This is a genomic window from Streptomyces sp. NPDC041814, from assembly GCF_055590565.1.
On record NZ_JBVJAM010000012.1, the window covers coordinates 64,742 to 80,693 of the forward strand.

Genomic DNA, 15,952 nt, shown 5'->3' on the forward strand with positions numbered 1-15,952 from the left:
CGGCCCGGGGCACCCGTGCGGCGACCTCCGAGCCGCCATCCCGATGCGCTGCGGCTTCCGATTTGCGAACCTCTGCGAATCGCTGCGGACGATCGAGGCATGCAGATACCCCCCCCATCTTATAGACTTGCAAGAGAACTTGACCCCCTGCCAAGTTCACGAGAGGAAACTATATCGTTGCTTTCGCAAAGGCAAGGGGGGTCGGGATCGCATGCCCCGCACGGTTCACCGTCGTCTCACCCTCGGGCGTGACGCCTCAGGTGGTCGCCATGGCCCCGCTCGGCAGGCAAAACGTTTCTGCGTCCCCGTCGATCACTCGGCTAGGGTGCCCGCATGAACGCCATGGAGCTGCGCGGGGCCACCGTCCACTACGACGACGTCGGACCTTCGGCCGGGCTGCCGGTCCTGCTGATCCACGGTCATCCGTTCAACCGCACTCTGTGGGCACCGCAGGCCAAGGCGCTGGCCGATGCCGGATACCGGGCCGTCACTCCTGATCTGCGTGGTTACGGCCACAGCAGCGTCACCCGGGGCAAGGTGTTCCTCTCCGACTTCGCCGACGACCTGGCCGCGCTCCTCGATCACCTGGGTATCGAACGGGCCGTCGTCGGTGGCGTCTCGATGGGCGGTCAGATCGCCATGGAGCTCCAACGCCGTCACCCGCACCGGGTTCGGGCGCTGGTCCTGTCCGACACCTCCGCTCCCGCAGAGACCGACGAGGGCAAAGCGTTCCGCAACCGCCTGGCCGACCGGCTCCTCGCCGAGGGGATGGCCGGGTACGCGAACGAGGTGATCGACAAGATGCTCGCCGCGTACAACGTCACCGCGATGCCCGCCGTCGCCGACCGCGTCCTGGGCATGATGTGCGCCACGGACCCCCAGGGCGCGGCCGCGGCCCTGCGTGGGCGGGCCGAACGCCCCGACTACCGGGACACGCTGGAGGCGGTCCGCGTGCCGGTGCTGATCGTCGTCGGCGCGGACGACGTCTACACCCCCGTCGCGGACGCCGAGACGATCCGCGATCTCGTCCCGCACGCGACGATGGCCGTCATCGACAAGGCCGGCCACCTGCCGGGCGCCGAACAGCCCGAATCCTTCAACACTGCCCTGCTGGACTTCCTCGCCTCCCGGGTGGCCGACCGTGACTGAGCCGCACCCGCTCCTGGCCCACTTCACCGATGCCGCCCACGGTCGTTTCCCGTCCTGCGACGGCGGCGTGACCGTGCTGCCGCCGCTGCCCGGCGGTCTGGAGGCATCGATCGCCTTCACCGGGCACGCGGTGATCGCCACCGCCCTGGACCCCGGGGGCGTGCTCGCCCTGGGCCCCGACGGCTTCGGTGCCTCCCTGGCCCCCGACTTCCTCCGCCACCTCGCGGGCCCCGACGGGACGGTCGGCGTCACCGACGCCACCCTGACGGCCCGCGGCACCGGCGGAACGCCGCGACTGGGCGAACTCGGGGACGAGGCACACGATCACCCGCGCGTCCTGCACGCCCGCGAGCTGAGGACCGGCGTCAAGGTCTACGGCGACGAGCGAGGGCTGATCACGCTGGCGGACGGGCTTGCCGGACGGCGCGAACTGAGCATCGAACTGCATGCCCCGCACCACGGCAGCCACGGCCACGGACGCGGCCTGCTCGCGGACGCCCTCACGCTCGTACCGGCGGGCGAACCGCTCTTCGCCGCCGTGTCCCCGGGCAACGCCCGCTCGCTCCGCGCCTTCCTGGCCTGCGGATTCACTCCGATCGGCAGCGAAGTGATCCTCCGGCCCCGGCGACTTCGGACCCGGGGATGAGGGCAAGCTTCTCCGGCATCCGGCGGTACGCCCAGGACACCAGTGGCGGCGGCAGCATGTGACCGCCTCTCCGGAGGGTGCGTAGGGTCGTGCCATGGGCGTCGACATCACCACACTCATCGCCGACTGGTCCTGGCTGGCCGAGGTCCCGCCCTCGGAGCGGCTGGAGCGGCTGCGGGACGCCTGGTACGACGAGGCGACCGGGTTGTGGGACACCATGTCGGTGACATACGGGTGGGAGTGGCCGCGCGGGCCGCACAGCGGGTACTTCGGCGTGTACGAGTTCCCCGGCACCCTCGGCTCGTACAAGCCGCACTTCTGGGCGGGGGAGGCATGGGAGAAGGCCCGCGACCATGTCGACGCGGGCCTGCGGGCGGAGCTGGACGCGCTGCTCGGCGGGCTGATCTGGGACGGGCCGGACTTCGACGACGAGAAGCCGGACGAAAGCTACGACTTCTTCTCCGGGGGCTCCGGTCTGCTGGTCGCGAAGTCCCCGGCGGGCGTACGGGAACTGCTCGCGACCTGGGAGCGCGTACGCCCCCGGCTCGATGAGCTCCGCGAGCCCTTCGGGGAGCGCTCCGAAGCGTCCCGGTTCAGCGACTTCGACGCCTTCGTGCGCCTCCTGGCCAACTGGGGTGAAGTCCTGGCCGAGGCCGCCCGCCGGGGCTGGGGCATCGCAGGCGTGAACGGGTAGCGGTCACCGCCTGCGGGAGACGCCCAGCTCGATCAGGTAGCGCTTCGTCACCCGGCCCCCGTACCGCCCGTCGATCAGCTCGGCGATGGAGTCCAGCAGCCCGCGCCGGGCGGCCTCCGGGAGCGCCCGGTGCCCGGAGTACGTGCGCAGCACGTCCACGTACTCGGCCGTGGTGTACGTGACGTCGTGCTCGTAGCGGCGGAAGACCGTCGGGCCGAAGCGGCCGCTGCTCGCCACCTCATCCGCGTGGTCCCCGTTGCCGACCTCGGCGGCGGTGGGAGGCCGTGTCCCGGGCTTCGTCTCCGGGTCGTAGCGCTCGTAGCAGCGCTGGACCTCCACGAAGAACTCCTCGGTGCCGCCGCGCACATGCTGGGTGCGCACCACGGCGAGCGCGCCGCCCGACCGCAGCGCGTCGGCCGCCTTGGGCACGCGTACCGCCGGGTCGATCCAGTGGAACGCTGTGACGACGAGCACGGTGTCGTACGGCTCCGCGGGCAGCGGCCAGTCCTCGAACGCGGCCGTCACCACCTCCACGTCCGCCGCCCCGGCCAGATTGCGCCGGGCGACCGCGGCCATGCCCGGCCCCACCTCGACGGCGGTGATCCGGCAGCCCCGCCGGGCCAGCGGGACCGTGGCCTGCCCGGTCCCGCAGCCCACCTCCAGAACGCGGCTGCCGGGCCGCGCACCGGCGAGCTCCGCCAGGTCGTCGTAGAGCGCCGCCGGATACCCGGGCCGGGCCCGGTCGTACAGCTCCGCGTCCTCGTCGAACGTCCGCCGCAGCAGCTCCCGTCGGGAGTCCTCGGGGGTGTCGTCGCGGGGCGCGGGTGCGGTGGTTTCGGGCATGCGGGGCAGGCTACGGGGTCCGCTCGCCGGGCGCCCTCAGTTCCGCGCCCCGCAGAGCCCCGCCTCGACGGCGTTCTGGATGTCGTCGTCCTGGGCGTCCGTGCCGCCCGGGTCGAGGTTCACCATGACCGAGGTCTGCCGACCGTCCGCGGTGGCTCCGCCGGCGGTCTGGAAGCCGAAGATGTCGCCGCCGTGGCCCCAGTAGGAGCCGCCGCAGGGCAGCCACCGGCGCTCCAGGCCCAGCCCGTACGCCCGGCCGTCGCCCACCGGGCGGGCCTTCATCATCTCCCTGAGCTGCGCCGGTTCCAGCAGCCGACCGCCCACGAGCGCCTCCAGGAACCGGTTGAGGTCGGAGGCGCTGGAGATCATCTCGCCGGAGGCGCCCGCGACCGACGGGTTGACCGCGGTGGCGTCCATCAGCGGCGCGTCCTTGCCCGGGCGTACGTACCCGCGCGGATGCGGGCCGGGTATCGCCGGGTCGTCGCCGGGCACGGTGGTCGCCGTCAGGCCGAGCGGCTGGATGACGCGGCGGCGGATCTCCTCCCCGTACGGACGGCCCGTCACCTTCTCGATGACCATCCCGGCCAGCAGGTAGTTCGTGTTGGAGTAGTCCCAGCCGTGCCCGGGCCGGAACGTACGGGGCCGGTCGAGCGCCAGGTCCACCAGGTCGCGGGCTTCGTGGTGGGCGAGCGGGTCCGTCAGGATGTCCTGCGGGCTGAGGAAGTCGAGGTAGTCGGGCAGGCCGCTGGTGTGCTGGAGCAGGCGGCGTACGGTGACGCCCCGCCAGTCGCCGGGGTGGTCGCGGACGACGTCCGGCAGGTACCGCTCCACCGGTGCGTCGAGGGCGATGCGGTGCTCGCCGACCAGTTGGAGCACCACCGTGGCCACGAAGGGCTTGGTCATGCTGCCGATCCGGAAGCGGCTGTCTCCGCGTACCGGCTCCCCGCTGACCACGTCCGCGACGCCGCTGGTCAGCACCGTGGCGCCGTTCCGGCCGCGCGCTTCGACCAGCGCCCCGGGGGCGCCGTCGACGGTGGTCAGCCGGTGCAGGATGCCGGGGAGCGGTTCGGCCGGGCGCTCCGAGGCGGCGGCCGCACCGCCGGACTGCAGGCCCGCCGCCACCCCGAACGCCACGGCCAGGGCGAGCGCGCCGGACAGCGTCCGCTTGTGCTTGATCATGGGTCTCCTCCGTCGCGCGGCACCCTCACCGCGAGGTCGTCCTCCGTGTGACCCCACGATGTCCGACGGGCACGGGCGGGCGCGATGAGGTGATCATCCGTATCGGGGGTGGGGGCAGCCCCATGCCGGAAGTTTTGCTGGAATGGCCCCATGGCCGACACGCTGCACGACACCGACCTGCTCGTCATCGGCGGCGGCCCCGCCGGCTGCGCCGCCGTCCGGATGGCCGCCGGGGTCGGCCTGCGCACGGTGCTGGTCGAGCCGGACCGGCTGTGCCGGAACCTCTATCGCATCCCCGCCCTCGGCAACGTCCTCGGCGGCCACACCAACGGCCCCGCGCTCGCCGACGCCATCACGGCGGAGGTCCTGGGCACGGAGCTGTGCCGGGCCGAACTCGGTTGCCGCGTCACCGAGTTGCGCGCCGCCGACGACCAAGTGACCGTCACACTCGACACGGGGGCCCGCCTCACCGCCCCGTACGCCGTCGTCGCCACCGGCGTCGGGCCGCTCCAGCCGCGCGACGTCCCCTGGATCACCGCACCGGACGGGCTCACCCTCCCGCCGCTGTGGCAGGCCGGAGCGGAGGAGGGCCGGACCCTCCTCGTGCTCGGCGGCGACCGCCCGATCGGGACCTTCCTGCGCGCCCACCCGGACACGGACGCCCGCCTGCTCGTGGCGTACCCGGCGGCCGACGCGTACAAGACGGACGAGATCCGCGACGACCCCCGGGTCACGCTCGTCCCCGTCGACCACCTGACGCTCTCGGAGGCGGCGGAGGTGACCGCCCCGGAGGACCTGCGCCGCACACTCGCCGCGGACGCCGTCTTCCTCAGCCTCGGCAGCGCCCCCGCCGCCCCGCCGGGCGACCTGGTCCGGGGCTCGGACGGCTACTGCGCCCCCGCCGACCAGCACCCCCGCGTCCTCGTCGCCGGCGACCTCCGCTCGGCGCGCTACCAGCGCATCATGACCGCCCTGGGCTCGGGCAGCGAGGCGGCGCTGCACGCGTATTACGCGGGGCGGGACCTGCTCGGGCCGGATGCCGTCGGCGGGTAGTCGACCGGGGCCCGCGCACGGTCCATCTCGCGCCACTCGGGCCGCAGCCCGGTCAGGCTCGTCGTCAGGAAGTACGCGGCCCCGCACGTGAGCAGCATCGGCACGAGTCCGGTAGCGGTCACCGCGGCCCCGACCAGCAGCCCGCCGAGGGGGATTCCGGCCCAGGCCAGCGAGTCACCGAGCGCGTTGACCCGGCCCAGCATCCGGCGCGGCACCCGCTCCACGAGGACGGCCCCCATCACCGGGTTGACGAAGCCGGCACCGAACCCGCTGACGGCGAAGACGGCCAGCACGCCCCACAGCGGTGCGCCTGAGGCGAGCACCAGGAACCTCGGCGCTCCGGCCAGCAGGAATCCGGCGAGCACCACCACGCGCCGCGGCAGCCTGTGCGTGACGACGGCGGCGATCAGGCTTCCGGCGACCCCTCCGGCCCCCATCACGCCGCCCATCAGGCCGATTGCGCTCGGCCCGTTGCCGGAATCCCTGGCCCAGACCGGAGCGAGGACCGAGGAGAACGCCGCGTCCAGCAGGTTGGTGACGCCGATCATGACGATGGCGGTGAGCAGGAGCGGATCGCCGCGCAGGAAGGTGAAGCCCTCACCGAAGCGCCGCCAGTAACCTGGATCCGGCTCTTCCCCAGGGCCGGGCGCATCGTTGGCGGTGCGCCCCGCGCCACGGGGCAATGCGATCCTGATGACCACCGATCCCAGGGCGAAGCAGCCCGCGTTGACGGCGAGGGCGGTCAGCGGACCGAGCAGCGCCACCAGGGAGCCGCCGAGCGCCATGCCGACCGTGGAGGCGAGCCGCTCGATCACGCCGGACAGGCCCGTGGCACGCTCCAGCGGCACCTGACCGCGCTCGGCCGCTTCCGGAACCATCACTTCCTTGGCCAGGTCGCCGGGGCCCCGGGCTGCCCCGATCAGCGCGACCAGCCCCAGCAGTAGTGGGAAGGAGAGCACGTCCAGGACGTGCAGAACGGGAACCGTCGCGGCGGCGGTCGCGCTGGCCAGGTCGGTGGTCCAGGACACGGCCCGCGGCCCGGTTCGGTCCACCAGCGGTCCGGTGAACGCCTTGACCACCACGTAGGGGGCCATCTCGCAGAAGGCGACGAGCCCGGTGCGGCCGGCGCTGCCAGTCGTGGCGAGGACGAACCAGGGCAGCGCCACGACGGAGATCCGGGTGCCGGTCAGCGACATCGCCATGGCCGTCAGCACCCCGACGAGCGGCCGTAAGGACGTCGCGGTGGGTATGCCGCCGGTCTCCGACGGGCCCTCGGTCATGCTGCGGGTCCGTCTTCCGCTTCCGGGGGCACGGGATACGGCGACGCGCCGGGCGCGTCCAGTTCGGGCAGGACATACGTGATCGCGGTGACCCTCTCGGCCCCTTCGGGGGCGCTGGCAGCGGCCTCCGGTACGTCGCGCCGGTAGCGCGAGAGGACCTCTTTCAACTCCTGCTCCAGGGAGCCGGCTTCCTCAGGTGTGAGCCGCAGCGCCCAGTCGCTCATGTCGAAGGAGTTCCGCCACGCCGGGGGCATCGTCAGGAGCTCGTTCAGCGTCTGCTGCATGCGAAGGGTGTGGATGGCGGCGACGGACTGGAGATAGGCCAGGACGGCCTCGGGCTCCCGTTCGGCCAGCTCCGGGTCGTTGAACCAGATCGTGCGGTGCACCGACCGCCACCAGCGCTCTCGCGCGTTGCCGAGGCTGGAGTCCTCCTCCACGAAGCCGGCCGCGCCCAGCTGCCGCAGGTGGTAGCTGGCCGTGCCCGAGTTCACCCCCAGGCGCTCCGCGAGCCGGGTCGCTGTCGAGGGACCGTACTTCCTTAGCAGTCCGATCAGTTGTACGCGCACCGGGTGAGCCAGGGCGCGTAGTCCCTTGGCATCCAGAACGACGGAGTCCTTGTCGACGGCCGGGTCGTCCGGCCCCTTCACCACATCAGCCATGCGGCACACGATAGACCGCAAAGGTTTCTTCGCAAAGGGTTCTTCGCGAAGAACTGTTTGCGAAGAACCCTTTGTGAGTTCCTCACCCCGTAGTACGACACGCGCCCCGCCCATGCGACCGCGGACGTACCAAAGCGCGGACTCTGGGCGGACGTTGGGGCGTCGGGGTCCCGCCTAGCGTTCGGGGCATGAGAACTCGTCACCGCGCCCTGGCCGCCTCGCTCCTCGTCCTCGCCCTGGGGGCCACCGCCGTCCCGGCCGTCGCGGCCACGCCGTCGCCCGCCGGGAACGGCCCCGCGCTCACCGCACCCGCCCAGCAACTGCGGCTGCCCGCGCCGTCCGGGCCGTACGCCGTCGGCGAGGACACCGTGCACCTGCGGGACATCGGGCGCGCCGATCCGTACGTGCCGGAGGCGGGGGCGCGTGAGCTGCTGGTGTCCGTGTTCTATCCGGCGCAGGCCGGGAGCGGAGTGCGCGCGCCGTACATGAGCACGAAGGAAGCGGAACTGCTGCTGGAGTCACGGGGGTTGGGCGGAGTCATCGCGCCCGGGGTGATCGGGGCCACCGAGACGTACGCGCGCACCGGTGCGGCGCCCGCGCGCGGGCGGTTTCCGCTCGTCGTGCTGTCGCCCGGGTTCGGGGAGAGCCGCTTCACGCTGACGTCCCTCGCGACGGACCTGGCGTCCCGGGGATACGTCGTCGCGGCGGTGGACCACGCCCACGAGTCCCTCGCCACCGTCTTCCCGGGCGGGCGCGTCCTGCCCTGCGCCGCCTGCGACTACGTGGAGCGGGTCGGTGACGCGGGGCTCGCGGAGGTCGCGCGTAACCGGGCGAAGGACGTCCCGTTCCTGCTGGACCGGCTGACGGGCGGTCACCCCGCCTGGCGCCACGCCTCGATGATCGACCGGCGGCGCATCGGCATGGCCGGGCACTCCATCGGCGGCAACTCCGCCGCGTCCACGATGGCCGCCGACCGGCGCGTGCGCGCGGGCGTGAACATGGACGGAACCTTCTACGAGCCGGTCCCCGCCGCTGGGCTCCGGGGCCGGCCGTTCATGATGATCGGCACCGAGGTCGACCACACGTCCGGCGGCACCTTCGACACCACGTGGGACCGCGACTGGGCGCGCCTCGACGGCTGGAAGAGGTGGCTCACGGTGGCCGGCTCCGGCCACTTCACGTTCACCGACCTGCCCATGCTCGCTGCGGAGTTGGGCATCACCGACCCCTCGGCCCCGCTGCCCGCCGACCGCTCCGGCGACATCACCCGCGACTACGTCGCGGCCTTCTTCGACCTCCACCTCAAGGGCGTGCCACAGCGTCTGCTGGCCGGTCCGACGCCGGGGAATCCCGAGGTGACGTTCCAGGCGCCCGCGCGGTAGCGAGCGGTTGCGCGACGCGGGGGCTTCGATTATTACGCCGTAATAATCGAAGCCCCCGGGCGCGAGATCAGACGGCGCCCGCCGTCTCCGCGGTCGGCTCGTTCGGCGTGGCAGTCGGCTTGACGTGCTCGTTGACGCGCTTGCCGAGCAGGATGAAGAGCAGGATCAGCCCCACCGTCAGGAGGATGTGGCCGAGCCCGGCGGTCAGCGGCACGGCCTCCGCGATGTGGTCCTCGTCGCGGCCGAGCACCGTCAGGATGCCGTGGACGCCCATCATCGCCGTCGAGATGGCGATGCCGATGTTGTAGAACCAGAAGAACGCGGTGAACAGCTTCGAGCCGGACAGCCCGAAGACCTTGTCCAGGGCGAGAACGATCAGGAAGACGAGCATGCCCAGCGCCAGCAGGTGCGTGTGCATGAGCGCCAGTTGCGTATCGCCGTGGAAGTCCTTGATTTTCGTGAACTCCCGGTAGAAGAGCCCCGAGATCACTCCGACGATCATGTAGACGTGTGCTGCGTAATACGACTTCCGCATGGCGGAGTTCGCCCCCCTGGGTCGAATACCGTATTGATCGCGGCCATTCAAGCACCCTGTCCCGCGCGCAAGGCGTTTCACGCAGCTCGCCGGGGGACTTCGCGAGCGGGCCTCAAGCCGCCTTCGAGCGCTTCTCGTGCGCGATTGGGCTGCCGGTCCCGCCCGACTCCAGGATCAGAAGGGTCAGAAGTGCGTGCCGATCCCGAACGCCTCGCGGATCTGCGCCATGTCGTGGAGGTCCTGGCCCCTGGGCTCGTAACCCTGGTGGAAGTAGACCTGCTGCGCGGCGGACAGACAGGGCACGGTGCGGCCCCCGACGCTGCCCGTGACGAAGCAGTCCGCGGGATAGACGAACGGTTTCCCGGGCTCCAGGGACTCCTGAAGGGCGCTGCCGTCCGGGCCGAACGAGAGCGGGTGCAGGTCGATCTGACGCCCCGTCCCGTCCGTGACGACGAACCGCGCGGGCCGCCAGTCGAGCGTTTCGGTGAACCCGGCCGCGGCGAGAGCGGCGACGACGGCCGGCTCCTGCTCCAGGCGGTGCATCAGGTCAAGATCCTGGTGCTCCCGGGTCTGCCGGCCCACCAGGGCATCGATGCCCCAGCCCCCGCCGACCCAGACGTCCGCACCTGCCTCCCGCAGCAGATCCAGGATCTCCAGCACATCGTCGGCCGTCATGCGGTCCCGTCCCTTTCGAGGTGTGCCGTCCCGCCCCAGAGCCGCAGGCTCAGGCGGCCGCCGTCGCCCTGCCAGTGGGACAGCGAGGCGTTGGGCACCGGCGGCACGTCCTCAGGGGCGGCGGCCCCGACGCCCGCCAGGGCGAAGCGGACGGCGACGACCGTCGCGTCGTGCGCGACGAGCAGCACGCGCCGCCCGGGCGCGGCCCGCTCCAGATCGGCCACGCAGCCGCGCACCCGCAGGGCGACATCGGCCAGCGATTCCCCGCCCGGCGGGCGGTGGAACCACTCGCCCAGGCGGTCGCGGCGGGCGGCCTCCTCCGGGTCCCGCGCCGCCAGCGCGGCCGGCGGATACAGCTCGAAGACGCCCATTTCCCGGTCCCGCAGCCGCTCGTCCACCAGAAGCGGAGGCGGAGCGACGCCCTCACCGGTTGCGTACCCGGCCATCAACTGCCAGGTCTGCCGGGCCCGTACGTACGGCGAGCAGACGACGAGGTCCAGCTCACCGGCGTACTCCACGAGCCAGCGCCCGAGCGCCCGCGCCTGCGCCTGCCCGAGCGCGGACAGCGGTACGTCGCGGTCGCGGCCTTCCAGGCGTGCCGCGCCCGCCTCGGCGAAGGCGACGTTGGCGGTGCTCTGCCCGTGCCGGACCGCCCACAGCCCGCCGAGCGCGTTCGGCACGGCGAGGGGCGCCCCGCCCGGTCCCCCTTCGGGACGCCAGGGCGCCGGCTCGCCGCTTTCCCGTACCGCGTCTGTCATGCCGTCAGGGTAGGGCCCGCGAGGTCAGGCCGTGGTCGACGGCTTCTCGCGGAGGGCGTCGACCACCGCGCGTTCCAGGACCGCCGAGGTGTTCGTGACGGTGCCCCTCCGGCCCATGGAGGTGTCCCGGATGAGGTAGGTCCGCTCGCCCAGGTACGCCAGGGTCTTCGCGTCGAAGATCCAGGCGGTGCGCCAGCCGGCGCGCTCGTTGTCACGGGCCACGCCGATGCCGTGCCGCCCGGCCGCGTCCACCGCGTCGGTGTCCACGCTCACACCGGGAATCCTCGCCGCGGCCTTGTACAGGGCGGCCGCGGTCCGCGGCGGCATCAGGGTCTCCCGCAGCAGATCCCCGATGGCCTCGAAGGCGTCCTGGTCCGGGTCCCGCTCGCCGGCCGGGGTGCTCCGCGCGTCCTGGTCCGCGGTGATCTCGGCGGCGAGGCGGCGGAGCAGGGCGTCGGGGTCGGTGGGCAGGGAGGCGAGCCAGGTGTACGTCGGCCGGTTGAGGCCCGCCGGACAGCCGACGGGCTTCTCGCCGTCCGGGACGCCGACCGTGATCGGGTAGTACGTGCCGTCCTGGTGGATCAGGCCCTCGTCGATCACCGGTCCGGACTTCTGCGTCATCCAGACCTCGCGCTCACCGGGCCTGCCCAGTTTCACCGGACCGCCGAACGCGCCCGTGTTCTCGGCCTGCAACGTCCTGACGTACACGTACTGGGCGTCGGTGACCTCGATGGTGTCGCTCTTCGACGCGACCGTGGCGATCCGGTCCAGCAGCACGGTCGCGCCGCGCGGGGCCGTGGCGGTGGCGGCGGTGCGGGGGGTTTCGTCCCGGCCCGTCACGGCGAGGGTCGTGAACAGGATCCCGCCCAGGGCCAGCCCGGCGGCGGGCAGCAGGACGGCGGGGCGCAGGAGGCGCGGCCGGGGGCGGGCGGTGGTGCGGTCGCCGTCCTGGTCGATCAGCTGCATCAGGGTTTCCTTGTGGTGGAGATGGCGGCCCGGGGGCAGGTCCCGTTCGGCCGGGGCCGGCAGCAGCCGGGCCAGTTCCTCGCGTTCGGCCCCGGTGGGGCCGGAGGTGCGGTCGTTCATCGGGCTTCCTCCTGGATGGGCAGGGCCACGAACGCGGCCCTGCCCTGTACCTCTCCGCGACGGGTGTGGGGTTCCGTGCCGTTGTCGTTCCGTTCCCGGGCCAGCCGCTCGTCCGTGAGCCGCCGCAGCCGTTCGCGCGCGCGGGACAGCCGCGACCGCACCGTGCCCACCGGGACGCCGAGCGCCTCGGCGGCCTTCGCGTAGTCGAGGCCCGACCAGACGCAGAGGGCCAGCACCTCGCGGTCCTGGCGGCGCAGTCCGTCCAGCGCCTGCCGTACCGCGGCGAGCCGCCGGGTGTCGTCGACCTGGCCGGCCGTGGCGTCCGCGATGTCCGCGACGGGTGCGGGGGCGGGGCGGCGGGCCAGGAAGGCGAGGCGCCGCCCGGTGCCCCGGTTGGCGTTGCGCGCCTTGTTGGTCGCGATGCCGAGCAGCCACGGCAGCAGCGATTCGCCCTCCGGCTCGACGGAGTGCCGGGTGCGCCAGGCGGCGAGGAAGGTCTCGGACATGACCTCCTCGGCCGTCGACCAGTCGCCCGTCAGCCGGTAGGCATGGTTGTAGACCGGCCGCGCGTACTCCTCGTAGAGCGCGGCGAACGCCTGGCGGTCGCCCGCCCTGATGCGTGTGCGCATGCTCTCCCGGTCTTCCTGATCATCACATCTCACACCTCTACCTCTCCGCCCGGTGCGGCGGGTTCCCGTGACCCCCGCCACACCGGGGGGTGCGTCAGACGGCGGCCGGTGCGAATTCCGCCGGAAGGCGCGGCGGAGTCCCCCGGGTCCATACGATCCGCAGCGCGGTGGCGGAGATCCGCCAGCCGTCGGCCGTCCTGACCAGCTCCGTTTCCGTGTGCCCGGCGGAGACGAAGACGTCGTCCGGGCCGCCCGCGAGGACATGGGTGCTCAGCTGGGCGCCACGAACCGTGGCCCTGTCGCCGTCGACCTCGATGACGTTGTTCGTGCCGAAATGCGCGGTCCGGTCGAACAGCGCCATTCCCTGCCGCACCCGGTCCAGCACCGCATCGCGGCCGTGGACGGTGCCCACGGGCATCTCGGCCGTGACGTCCTCGGTGTGGAAGGCGCGAGCCCACTCCTCGTCGAGGACTCCGTGGTCCAGGGAATGGAGGTAGCGGTCCAGGAGGTCGGTGATCTCGGCACGGTCGGTCAGGTTTCGCAGCTGCCGCCGCATCTCTTCGGTATCCATGGTCACAGGCTCATCCCTCAAGCGGACTTGAGGTCAAGGAGATCTTTCCGGCACTGTCAGACCCCTCTGGGATGCTCCGGTGATGGAGACCGAGACGGAGACCGGGATGACGGTTCAGCTGGTGATCGACTGTGCCGATCCGCAGCGGATGGTGGCCTTCTGGGCCGAGGCCCTGGGTTACGTTCCCGAGCCGCCGCCGGAGGGGCATGCGAGCTGGCGCGCCTACTGGGAGGACATGGGGGTGCCCGAGGAGGAGCTGCCGCAGGGAGCGGGGGACGTGCCGGAGTCGATCTTGGATCCCGGCGGGCGGGGGCCGCGGGTGTGGTTCCAGAAGGTCACGGAGGTGAAGACGCTCAAGAACCGGTGGCACTTCGACCTCAAGGTCGGCGGGGGGCGTGCCGTGCCGCTGGAGGTCCGCAAGCAGCGGGTCGACGCCGAGGTGGCGCGGCTGGTCGGGGCCGGGGCCACGGTGGCTGAGGTCAGGGAGCTGCCCGACATGGAGTTCTACGCCACCGCGATGCTGGACCCCGAGGGCAACGAGTTCGACGTGGTCTGACGGTCACCGCCGTGCGTGGACGGCGGTGACCGGTGGCGACGGCCAGCGAGGCCGCGCGACGGCTACCGTGCCCCGAGGTCGTACGCGATCCCCTCGGCGACCGCCCGCAGCTTGTCCGGGTTGGCCACGTTGTGGATCGCGGCGATGCGCCCCTGCGCGTCGAAGTCGAAGGTCACGGTGGCGACGACACGGTCCGGGCCGCTGAACACCATGCCCGGACCGCCGTTGATCTCGGCGAGCTCCGCCTTCATGTCGGCCGGTTCGACTCCCTGGTAGGCGACCGTGCCGATTGCCGAGAACCAGCCCGCCACCGTGGCAGCGCCGGTCACCGGGCGCAGCGCCTGACGGACCTTGCCGCCGCCGTCGGTCCACAGGGTGACGTCGGGGGAGAGGAGTTCGAGGAGGGCGTTGACGTCACCGCCCGTCGCGGCGGCGTGGAAACGTTCCGCCGCCTCGCGCTGCCGCGCCCGGTCCGCCTCGAAGCGCGGGCGCCGGGCCCGCACATGCTCACGGGCGCGGTGCGCGGCCTGCCGTACCGCCGCCTCGGAACGCTCCACCGCCTCGGCGATCTCGGCGTGGCTGAAGGCGAACACCTCCTTCAGCACGAACACCGCGCGCTCCAGCGGACTGAGCGTTTCGAGCACCACCAGCATGGCCATCGACACCGACTCGGCGTCCAGCGCGGCCGATTCGGCGTCCGGGACGGGTTCGGAGGGCCCGCCGGTCAGGACGGGCTCCGGCAGCCACGGCCCGACGTACGTCTCCCGCTTGTGCCGGGCGGACCGCAGCCGTTCGAGCGCCAGGTTCGTCACGATCCGGGTCAGGTACGCCTTGGGGTCGGCCACGTGCGAACGGTCCGCGGCGGACCACTTGAGCCAGGCGTCCTGGACGCAGTCCTCGGCATCGGCGGCGGTGCCGAGGACGCGGTACGCCACGGAGAACAGCAGCCGCCGGTACTCCAGGAACACCTGCTGGCCGGAATGGGCGAAACGGTCGGTGTCGCTGGTCACTTGTCTCCTCGGACGCGGGTGAAGCGGCCGCCGCGCGGCCAGAACGCGCCCGACGCGGGCATCTTCTTCATACGGCCGTACGTCGGCCAGGGCGAGGCGGTCACGGTCTCCTTGTACCGGACGGCCGCCGCCCCCACCAGGCAGATCCGGCGCGGGCTGTCGTCGGGCCGGGTGAACTGGACGACCGCGTCACCCCGGCCCAGGCTCACCGGTGTGTGGTAGTAGCCGAACCGGAAGGGCTTCGGCTGCTTGCCCCTGAGGACCCGGTCGATCGACAGGGCCGCGTGCACCCCCGTCGGCATCCCGCCCTGGCAGGTCCCGTGCATGACCCCGTAGCCCTGCCGGATCGCGGCCGCGTCGCCGACCGCGTACACCTCGGGGTGCGAAACGGAGCGCAGCGACCGGTCGGTGACGATGCGTCCGCGCTCGTCCACCTCCAGGCCCGCGGCGGCCGCCAGCGGTGCCACCCGCGTGCCGCCCGTCCACAGGACGGCGTCGGCCGCGATGCTCTCGCCGCCCTCCAGCTCCACCGAACCGGCGAGCACCTTCACCACGCCCGCGCCGCCGCGCACCCGCACCCCGAGACGGTCGAGGGCGCCCCGCACATGCGCCGCCGCCTTGTCGTTCATGGTCGCGCCGGGCTCCGCGCCGCCGAGCAGGACCACGTCGAGGCGGGGGTACCGCTCGGCGATCTCCGCCGCCGACTCGATGCCGGTGAGTCCGGTGCCGACGACGGCCACGGTGCCGCGGCCGGCGTCGCGGCCGAGGGCTTCCAGCCGCTCGGCGAGGAGTTGCGCGTCCTCGGCGCTGTCCAGCGTGTACGCGTGGTCGTCGGCGCCCGGCACCGACGAGGTGTCGGCGACCCCGCCCAGCGCGTACACCAGCGTGTCGTAGGACAGGACGCGCTCGTCGTCGACGCGTACGGTCCTCGCCCCGGCGTCCACCGCCGTCACCCAGCCCCGCGTGAACCGCGCGCCCGTGCCCTCCAGCATCTCCGGGACGCTCATCGTGCCGAGGGGGCGGCCGGTGGCGGTCATGTGCAGCCGCATCCGCTCGGTGAACCGTTCCCGCGCGTTCACCACGGTCACCCGCACGGCGTCCCGCCGCTTTCCGGTCCGGGCGGCCAGTTGCACGGCCGCGGCCATTCCCGCGTACCCGGCCCCCAGAACCACCACGTGGTGCGTGTCCTCCGTACGGGTCCTCCGCTGTGTGTTCATGACCGGCCCTTCCCTCATCGGTTGCTGACG

Annotated in this window: 18 protein-coding genes; 6 read left to right on the forward strand and 12 right to left on the reverse strand. The window is 72.6% G+C overall.

The window, feature by feature from the left end:
• Positions 1–333: 333 nt before the first annotated feature.
• From ACZ6C6_RS27385 to ACZ6C6_RS27395, 3 genes are all read left to right on the forward strand, one after another.
• Positions 334–1,149 carry an alpha/beta fold hydrolase gene (locus ACZ6C6_RS27385; RefSeq protein ID WP_469206266.1) on the forward strand — a complete coding sequence of 272 codons (816 nt, stop codon included), beginning with the start codon at positions 334–336 and terminating at the stop codon, positions 1,147–1,149.
• Positions 1,142–1,795 (forward strand): hypothetical protein, encoded by a 654-nt coding sequence (locus ACZ6C6_RS27390; protein ID WP_469206267.1) that lies wholly within the window; start codon positions 1,142–1,144, stop codon positions 1,793–1,795. Before ACZ6C6_RS27385 ends, ACZ6C6_RS27390 begins: the two co-directional genes overlap by 8 nt.
• 94 nt (positions 1,796–1,889) lie before the next feature.
• A complete protein-coding gene (locus tag ACZ6C6_RS27395; protein ID WP_469206269.1) occupies positions 1,890–2,489 on the forward strand; it encodes a hypothetical protein in 600 nt (199 codons plus the stop codon).
• A 3-nt stretch (positions 2,490–2,492) separates the two neighbouring features.
• On the opposite strand, the gene ACZ6C6_RS27400 is transcribed toward ACZ6C6_RS27395, so the two are convergent.
• Together ACZ6C6_RS27400 and ACZ6C6_RS27405 are read right to left on the reverse strand one after the other, a co-directional pair.
• Positions 2,493–3,332 (reverse strand): class I SAM-dependent methyltransferase, encoded by an 840-nt coding sequence (locus ACZ6C6_RS27400; RefSeq protein WP_469206271.1) that lies wholly within the window; start codon positions 3,330–3,332, stop codon positions 2,493–2,495.
• A gap of 36 nt (positions 3,333–3,368) precedes the next feature.
• Positions 3,369–4,511, reverse strand: a complete 1,143-nt coding sequence (locus ACZ6C6_RS27405) for a serine hydrolase domain-containing protein (protein ID WP_469206273.1) — start codon at positions 4,509–4,511, stop codon at positions 3,369–3,371.
• 150 nt (positions 4,512–4,661) lie between these two features.
• Between ACZ6C6_RS27405 and ACZ6C6_RS27410 the strand changes: the two genes are divergently transcribed.
• On the forward strand, positions 4,662–5,564 hold the full coding sequence (locus ACZ6C6_RS27410) for an NAD(P)/FAD-dependent oxidoreductase (protein WP_469206275.1): 903 nt from the start codon (positions 4,662–4,664) through the stop codon (positions 5,562–5,564).
• Here ACZ6C6_RS27410 and ACZ6C6_RS27415 read toward each other — a convergent pair.
• Both ACZ6C6_RS27415 and ACZ6C6_RS27420 read right to left on the reverse strand, forming a co-directional pair.
• Complete coding sequence (locus ACZ6C6_RS27415; protein ID WP_469206277.1) at positions 5,519–6,844, reverse strand: MFS transporter; 1,326 nt, start codon at positions 6,842–6,844, stop codon at positions 5,519–5,521. The two genes, ACZ6C6_RS27410 and ACZ6C6_RS27415, sit on opposite strands and share 46 nt — an antisense overlap.
• Complete coding sequence (locus ACZ6C6_RS27420) at positions 6,841–7,503, reverse strand: ArsR/SmtB family transcription factor (RefSeq protein ID WP_469206279.1); 663 nt, start codon at positions 7,501–7,503, stop codon at positions 6,841–6,843. The genes ACZ6C6_RS27415 and ACZ6C6_RS27420 overlap by 4 nt, the downstream gene beginning before the upstream one ends.
• A gap of 188 nt (positions 7,504–7,691) precedes the next feature.
• Here ACZ6C6_RS27420 and ACZ6C6_RS27425 point away from each other — a divergent pair, with 188 nt between their 5' ends.
• Positions 7,692–8,885, forward strand: coding sequence for an alpha/beta hydrolase family protein (locus tag ACZ6C6_RS27425; RefSeq protein ID WP_469206281.1), 1,194 nt, complete (start codon positions 7,692–7,694; stop codon positions 8,883–8,885).
• Positions 8,886–8,952: 67 nt separating this feature from the next.
• On the opposite strand, the gene ACZ6C6_RS27430 is transcribed toward ACZ6C6_RS27425, so the two are convergent.
• The 6 genes from ACZ6C6_RS27430 to ACZ6C6_RS27455 form a co-directional block, all read right to left on the reverse strand.
• Positions 8,953–9,420, reverse strand: a complete 468-nt coding sequence (locus ACZ6C6_RS27430; RefSeq protein ID WP_469206283.1) for a DUF2871 domain-containing protein — start codon at positions 9,418–9,420, stop codon at positions 8,953–8,955.
• 183 nt (positions 9,421–9,603) lie between these two features.
• On the reverse strand, positions 9,604–10,095 hold the full coding sequence (locus tag ACZ6C6_RS27435; protein ID WP_469206285.1) for a nucleotidyltransferase domain-containing protein: 492 nt from the start codon (positions 10,093–10,095) through the stop codon (positions 9,604–9,606).
• Positions 10,092–10,853: a histidine phosphatase family protein gene (locus ACZ6C6_RS27440; protein ID WP_469206287.1), complete on the reverse strand. Its 762-nt coding sequence runs from the start codon at positions 10,851–10,853 to the stop codon at positions 10,092–10,094. Before ACZ6C6_RS27440 ends, ACZ6C6_RS27435 begins: the two co-directional genes overlap by 4 nt.
• A 24-nt stretch (positions 10,854–10,877) precedes the next feature.
• Positions 10,878–11,939 carry a CU044_5270 family protein gene (locus tag ACZ6C6_RS27445; RefSeq protein ID WP_469206289.1) on the reverse strand — a complete coding sequence of 354 codons (1,062 nt, stop codon included), beginning with the start codon at positions 11,937–11,939 and terminating at the stop codon, positions 10,878–10,880.
• Complete coding sequence (locus tag ACZ6C6_RS27450) at positions 11,936–12,568, reverse strand: RNA polymerase sigma factor (RefSeq protein ID WP_469206291.1); 633 nt, start codon at positions 12,566–12,568, stop codon at positions 11,936–11,938. Before ACZ6C6_RS27450 ends, ACZ6C6_RS27445 begins: the two co-directional genes overlap by 4 nt.
• 94 nt (positions 12,569–12,662) lie before the next feature.
• A complete protein-coding gene (locus ACZ6C6_RS27455; protein ID WP_469206293.1) occupies positions 12,663–13,139 on the reverse strand; it encodes a nuclear transport factor 2 family protein in 477 nt (158 codons plus the stop codon).
• Positions 13,140–13,221: 82 nt separating this feature from the next.
• Between ACZ6C6_RS27455 and ACZ6C6_RS27460 the strand changes: the two genes are divergently transcribed.
• Positions 13,222–13,695 (forward strand): VOC family protein, encoded by a 474-nt coding sequence (locus ACZ6C6_RS27460; RefSeq protein WP_469206295.1) that lies wholly within the window; start codon positions 13,222–13,224, stop codon positions 13,693–13,695.
• 62 nt (positions 13,696–13,757) lie between these two features.
• On the opposite strand, the gene ACZ6C6_RS27465 is transcribed toward ACZ6C6_RS27460, so the two are convergent.
• Entirely contained in the window at positions 13,758–14,705 is a 948-nt protein-coding gene (locus tag ACZ6C6_RS27465) for an RNA polymerase sigma-70 factor (protein ID WP_469206297.1), read from the reverse strand.
• Positions 14,702–15,922 (reverse strand): NAD(P)/FAD-dependent oxidoreductase, encoded by a 1,221-nt coding sequence (locus ACZ6C6_RS27470; RefSeq protein ID WP_469206299.1) that lies wholly within the window; start codon positions 15,920–15,922, stop codon positions 14,702–14,704. The genes ACZ6C6_RS27465 and ACZ6C6_RS27470 overlap by 4 nt, the downstream gene beginning before the upstream one ends.
• Positions 15,923–15,952 lie beyond the last annotated feature (30 nt).

Bases quoted from the DNA above. Each gene is read 5' to 3' on its own strand.
- ACZ6C6_RS27385 (WP_469206266.1), top strand. From the start codon at position 334: ATGAACGCCATGGAGCTGCGCGGGGCCACCGTCCACTACGACGACGTC.
- ACZ6C6_RS27395 (WP_469206269.1), top strand. From the start codon at position 1,890: ATGGGCGTCGACATCACCACACTCATCGCCGACTGGTCCTGGCTGGCC.
- ACZ6C6_RS27400 (WP_469206271.1), bottom strand. From the start codon at position 3,332: ATGCCCGAAACCACCGCACCCGCGCCCCGCGACGACACCCCCGAGGAC.
- ACZ6C6_RS27405 (WP_469206273.1), bottom strand. From the start codon at position 4,511: ATGATCAAGCACAAGCGGACGCTGTCCGGCGCGCTCGCCCTGGCCGTG.
- ACZ6C6_RS27410 (WP_469206275.1), top strand. From the start codon at position 4,662: ATGGCCGACACGCTGCACGACACCGACCTGCTCGTCATCGGCGGCGGC.
- ACZ6C6_RS27415 (WP_469206277.1), bottom strand. From the start codon at position 6,844: ATGACCGAGGGCCCGTCGGAGACCGGCGGCATACCCACCGCGACGTCC.
- ACZ6C6_RS27420 (WP_469206279.1), bottom strand. From the start codon at position 7,503: ATGGCTGATGTGGTGAAGGGGCCGGACGACCCGGCCGTCGACAAGGAC.
- ACZ6C6_RS27425 (WP_469206281.1), top strand. From the start codon at position 7,692: ATGAGAACTCGTCACCGCGCCCTGGCCGCCTCGCTCCTCGTCCTCGCC.
- ACZ6C6_RS27430 (WP_469206283.1), bottom strand. From the start codon at position 9,420: ATGCGGAAGTCGTATTACGCAGCACACGTCTACATGATCGTCGGAGTG.
- ACZ6C6_RS27435 (WP_469206285.1), bottom strand. From the start codon at position 10,095: ATGACGGCCGACGATGTGCTGGAGATCCTGGATCTGCTGCGGGAGGCA.
- ACZ6C6_RS27440 (WP_469206287.1), bottom strand. From the start codon at position 10,853: ATGACAGACGCGGTACGGGAAAGCGGCGAGCCGGCGCCCTGGCGTCCC.
- ACZ6C6_RS27445 (WP_469206289.1), bottom strand. From the start codon at position 11,939: ATGAACGACCGCACCTCCGGCCCCACCGGGGCCGAACGCGAGGAACTG.
- ACZ6C6_RS27450 (WP_469206291.1), bottom strand. From the start codon at position 12,568: ATGCGCACACGCATCAGGGCGGGCGACCGCCAGGCGTTCGCCGCGCTC.
- ACZ6C6_RS27455 (WP_469206293.1), bottom strand. From the start codon at position 13,139: ATGGATACCGAAGAGATGCGGCGGCAGCTGCGAAACCTGACCGACCGT.
- ACZ6C6_RS27460 (WP_469206295.1), top strand. From the start codon at position 13,222: ATGGAGACCGAGACGGAGACCGGGATGACGGTTCAGCTGGTGATCGAC.
- ACZ6C6_RS27470 (WP_469206299.1), bottom strand. From the start codon at position 15,922: ATGAACACACAGCGGAGGACCCGTACGGAGGACACGCACCACGTGGTG.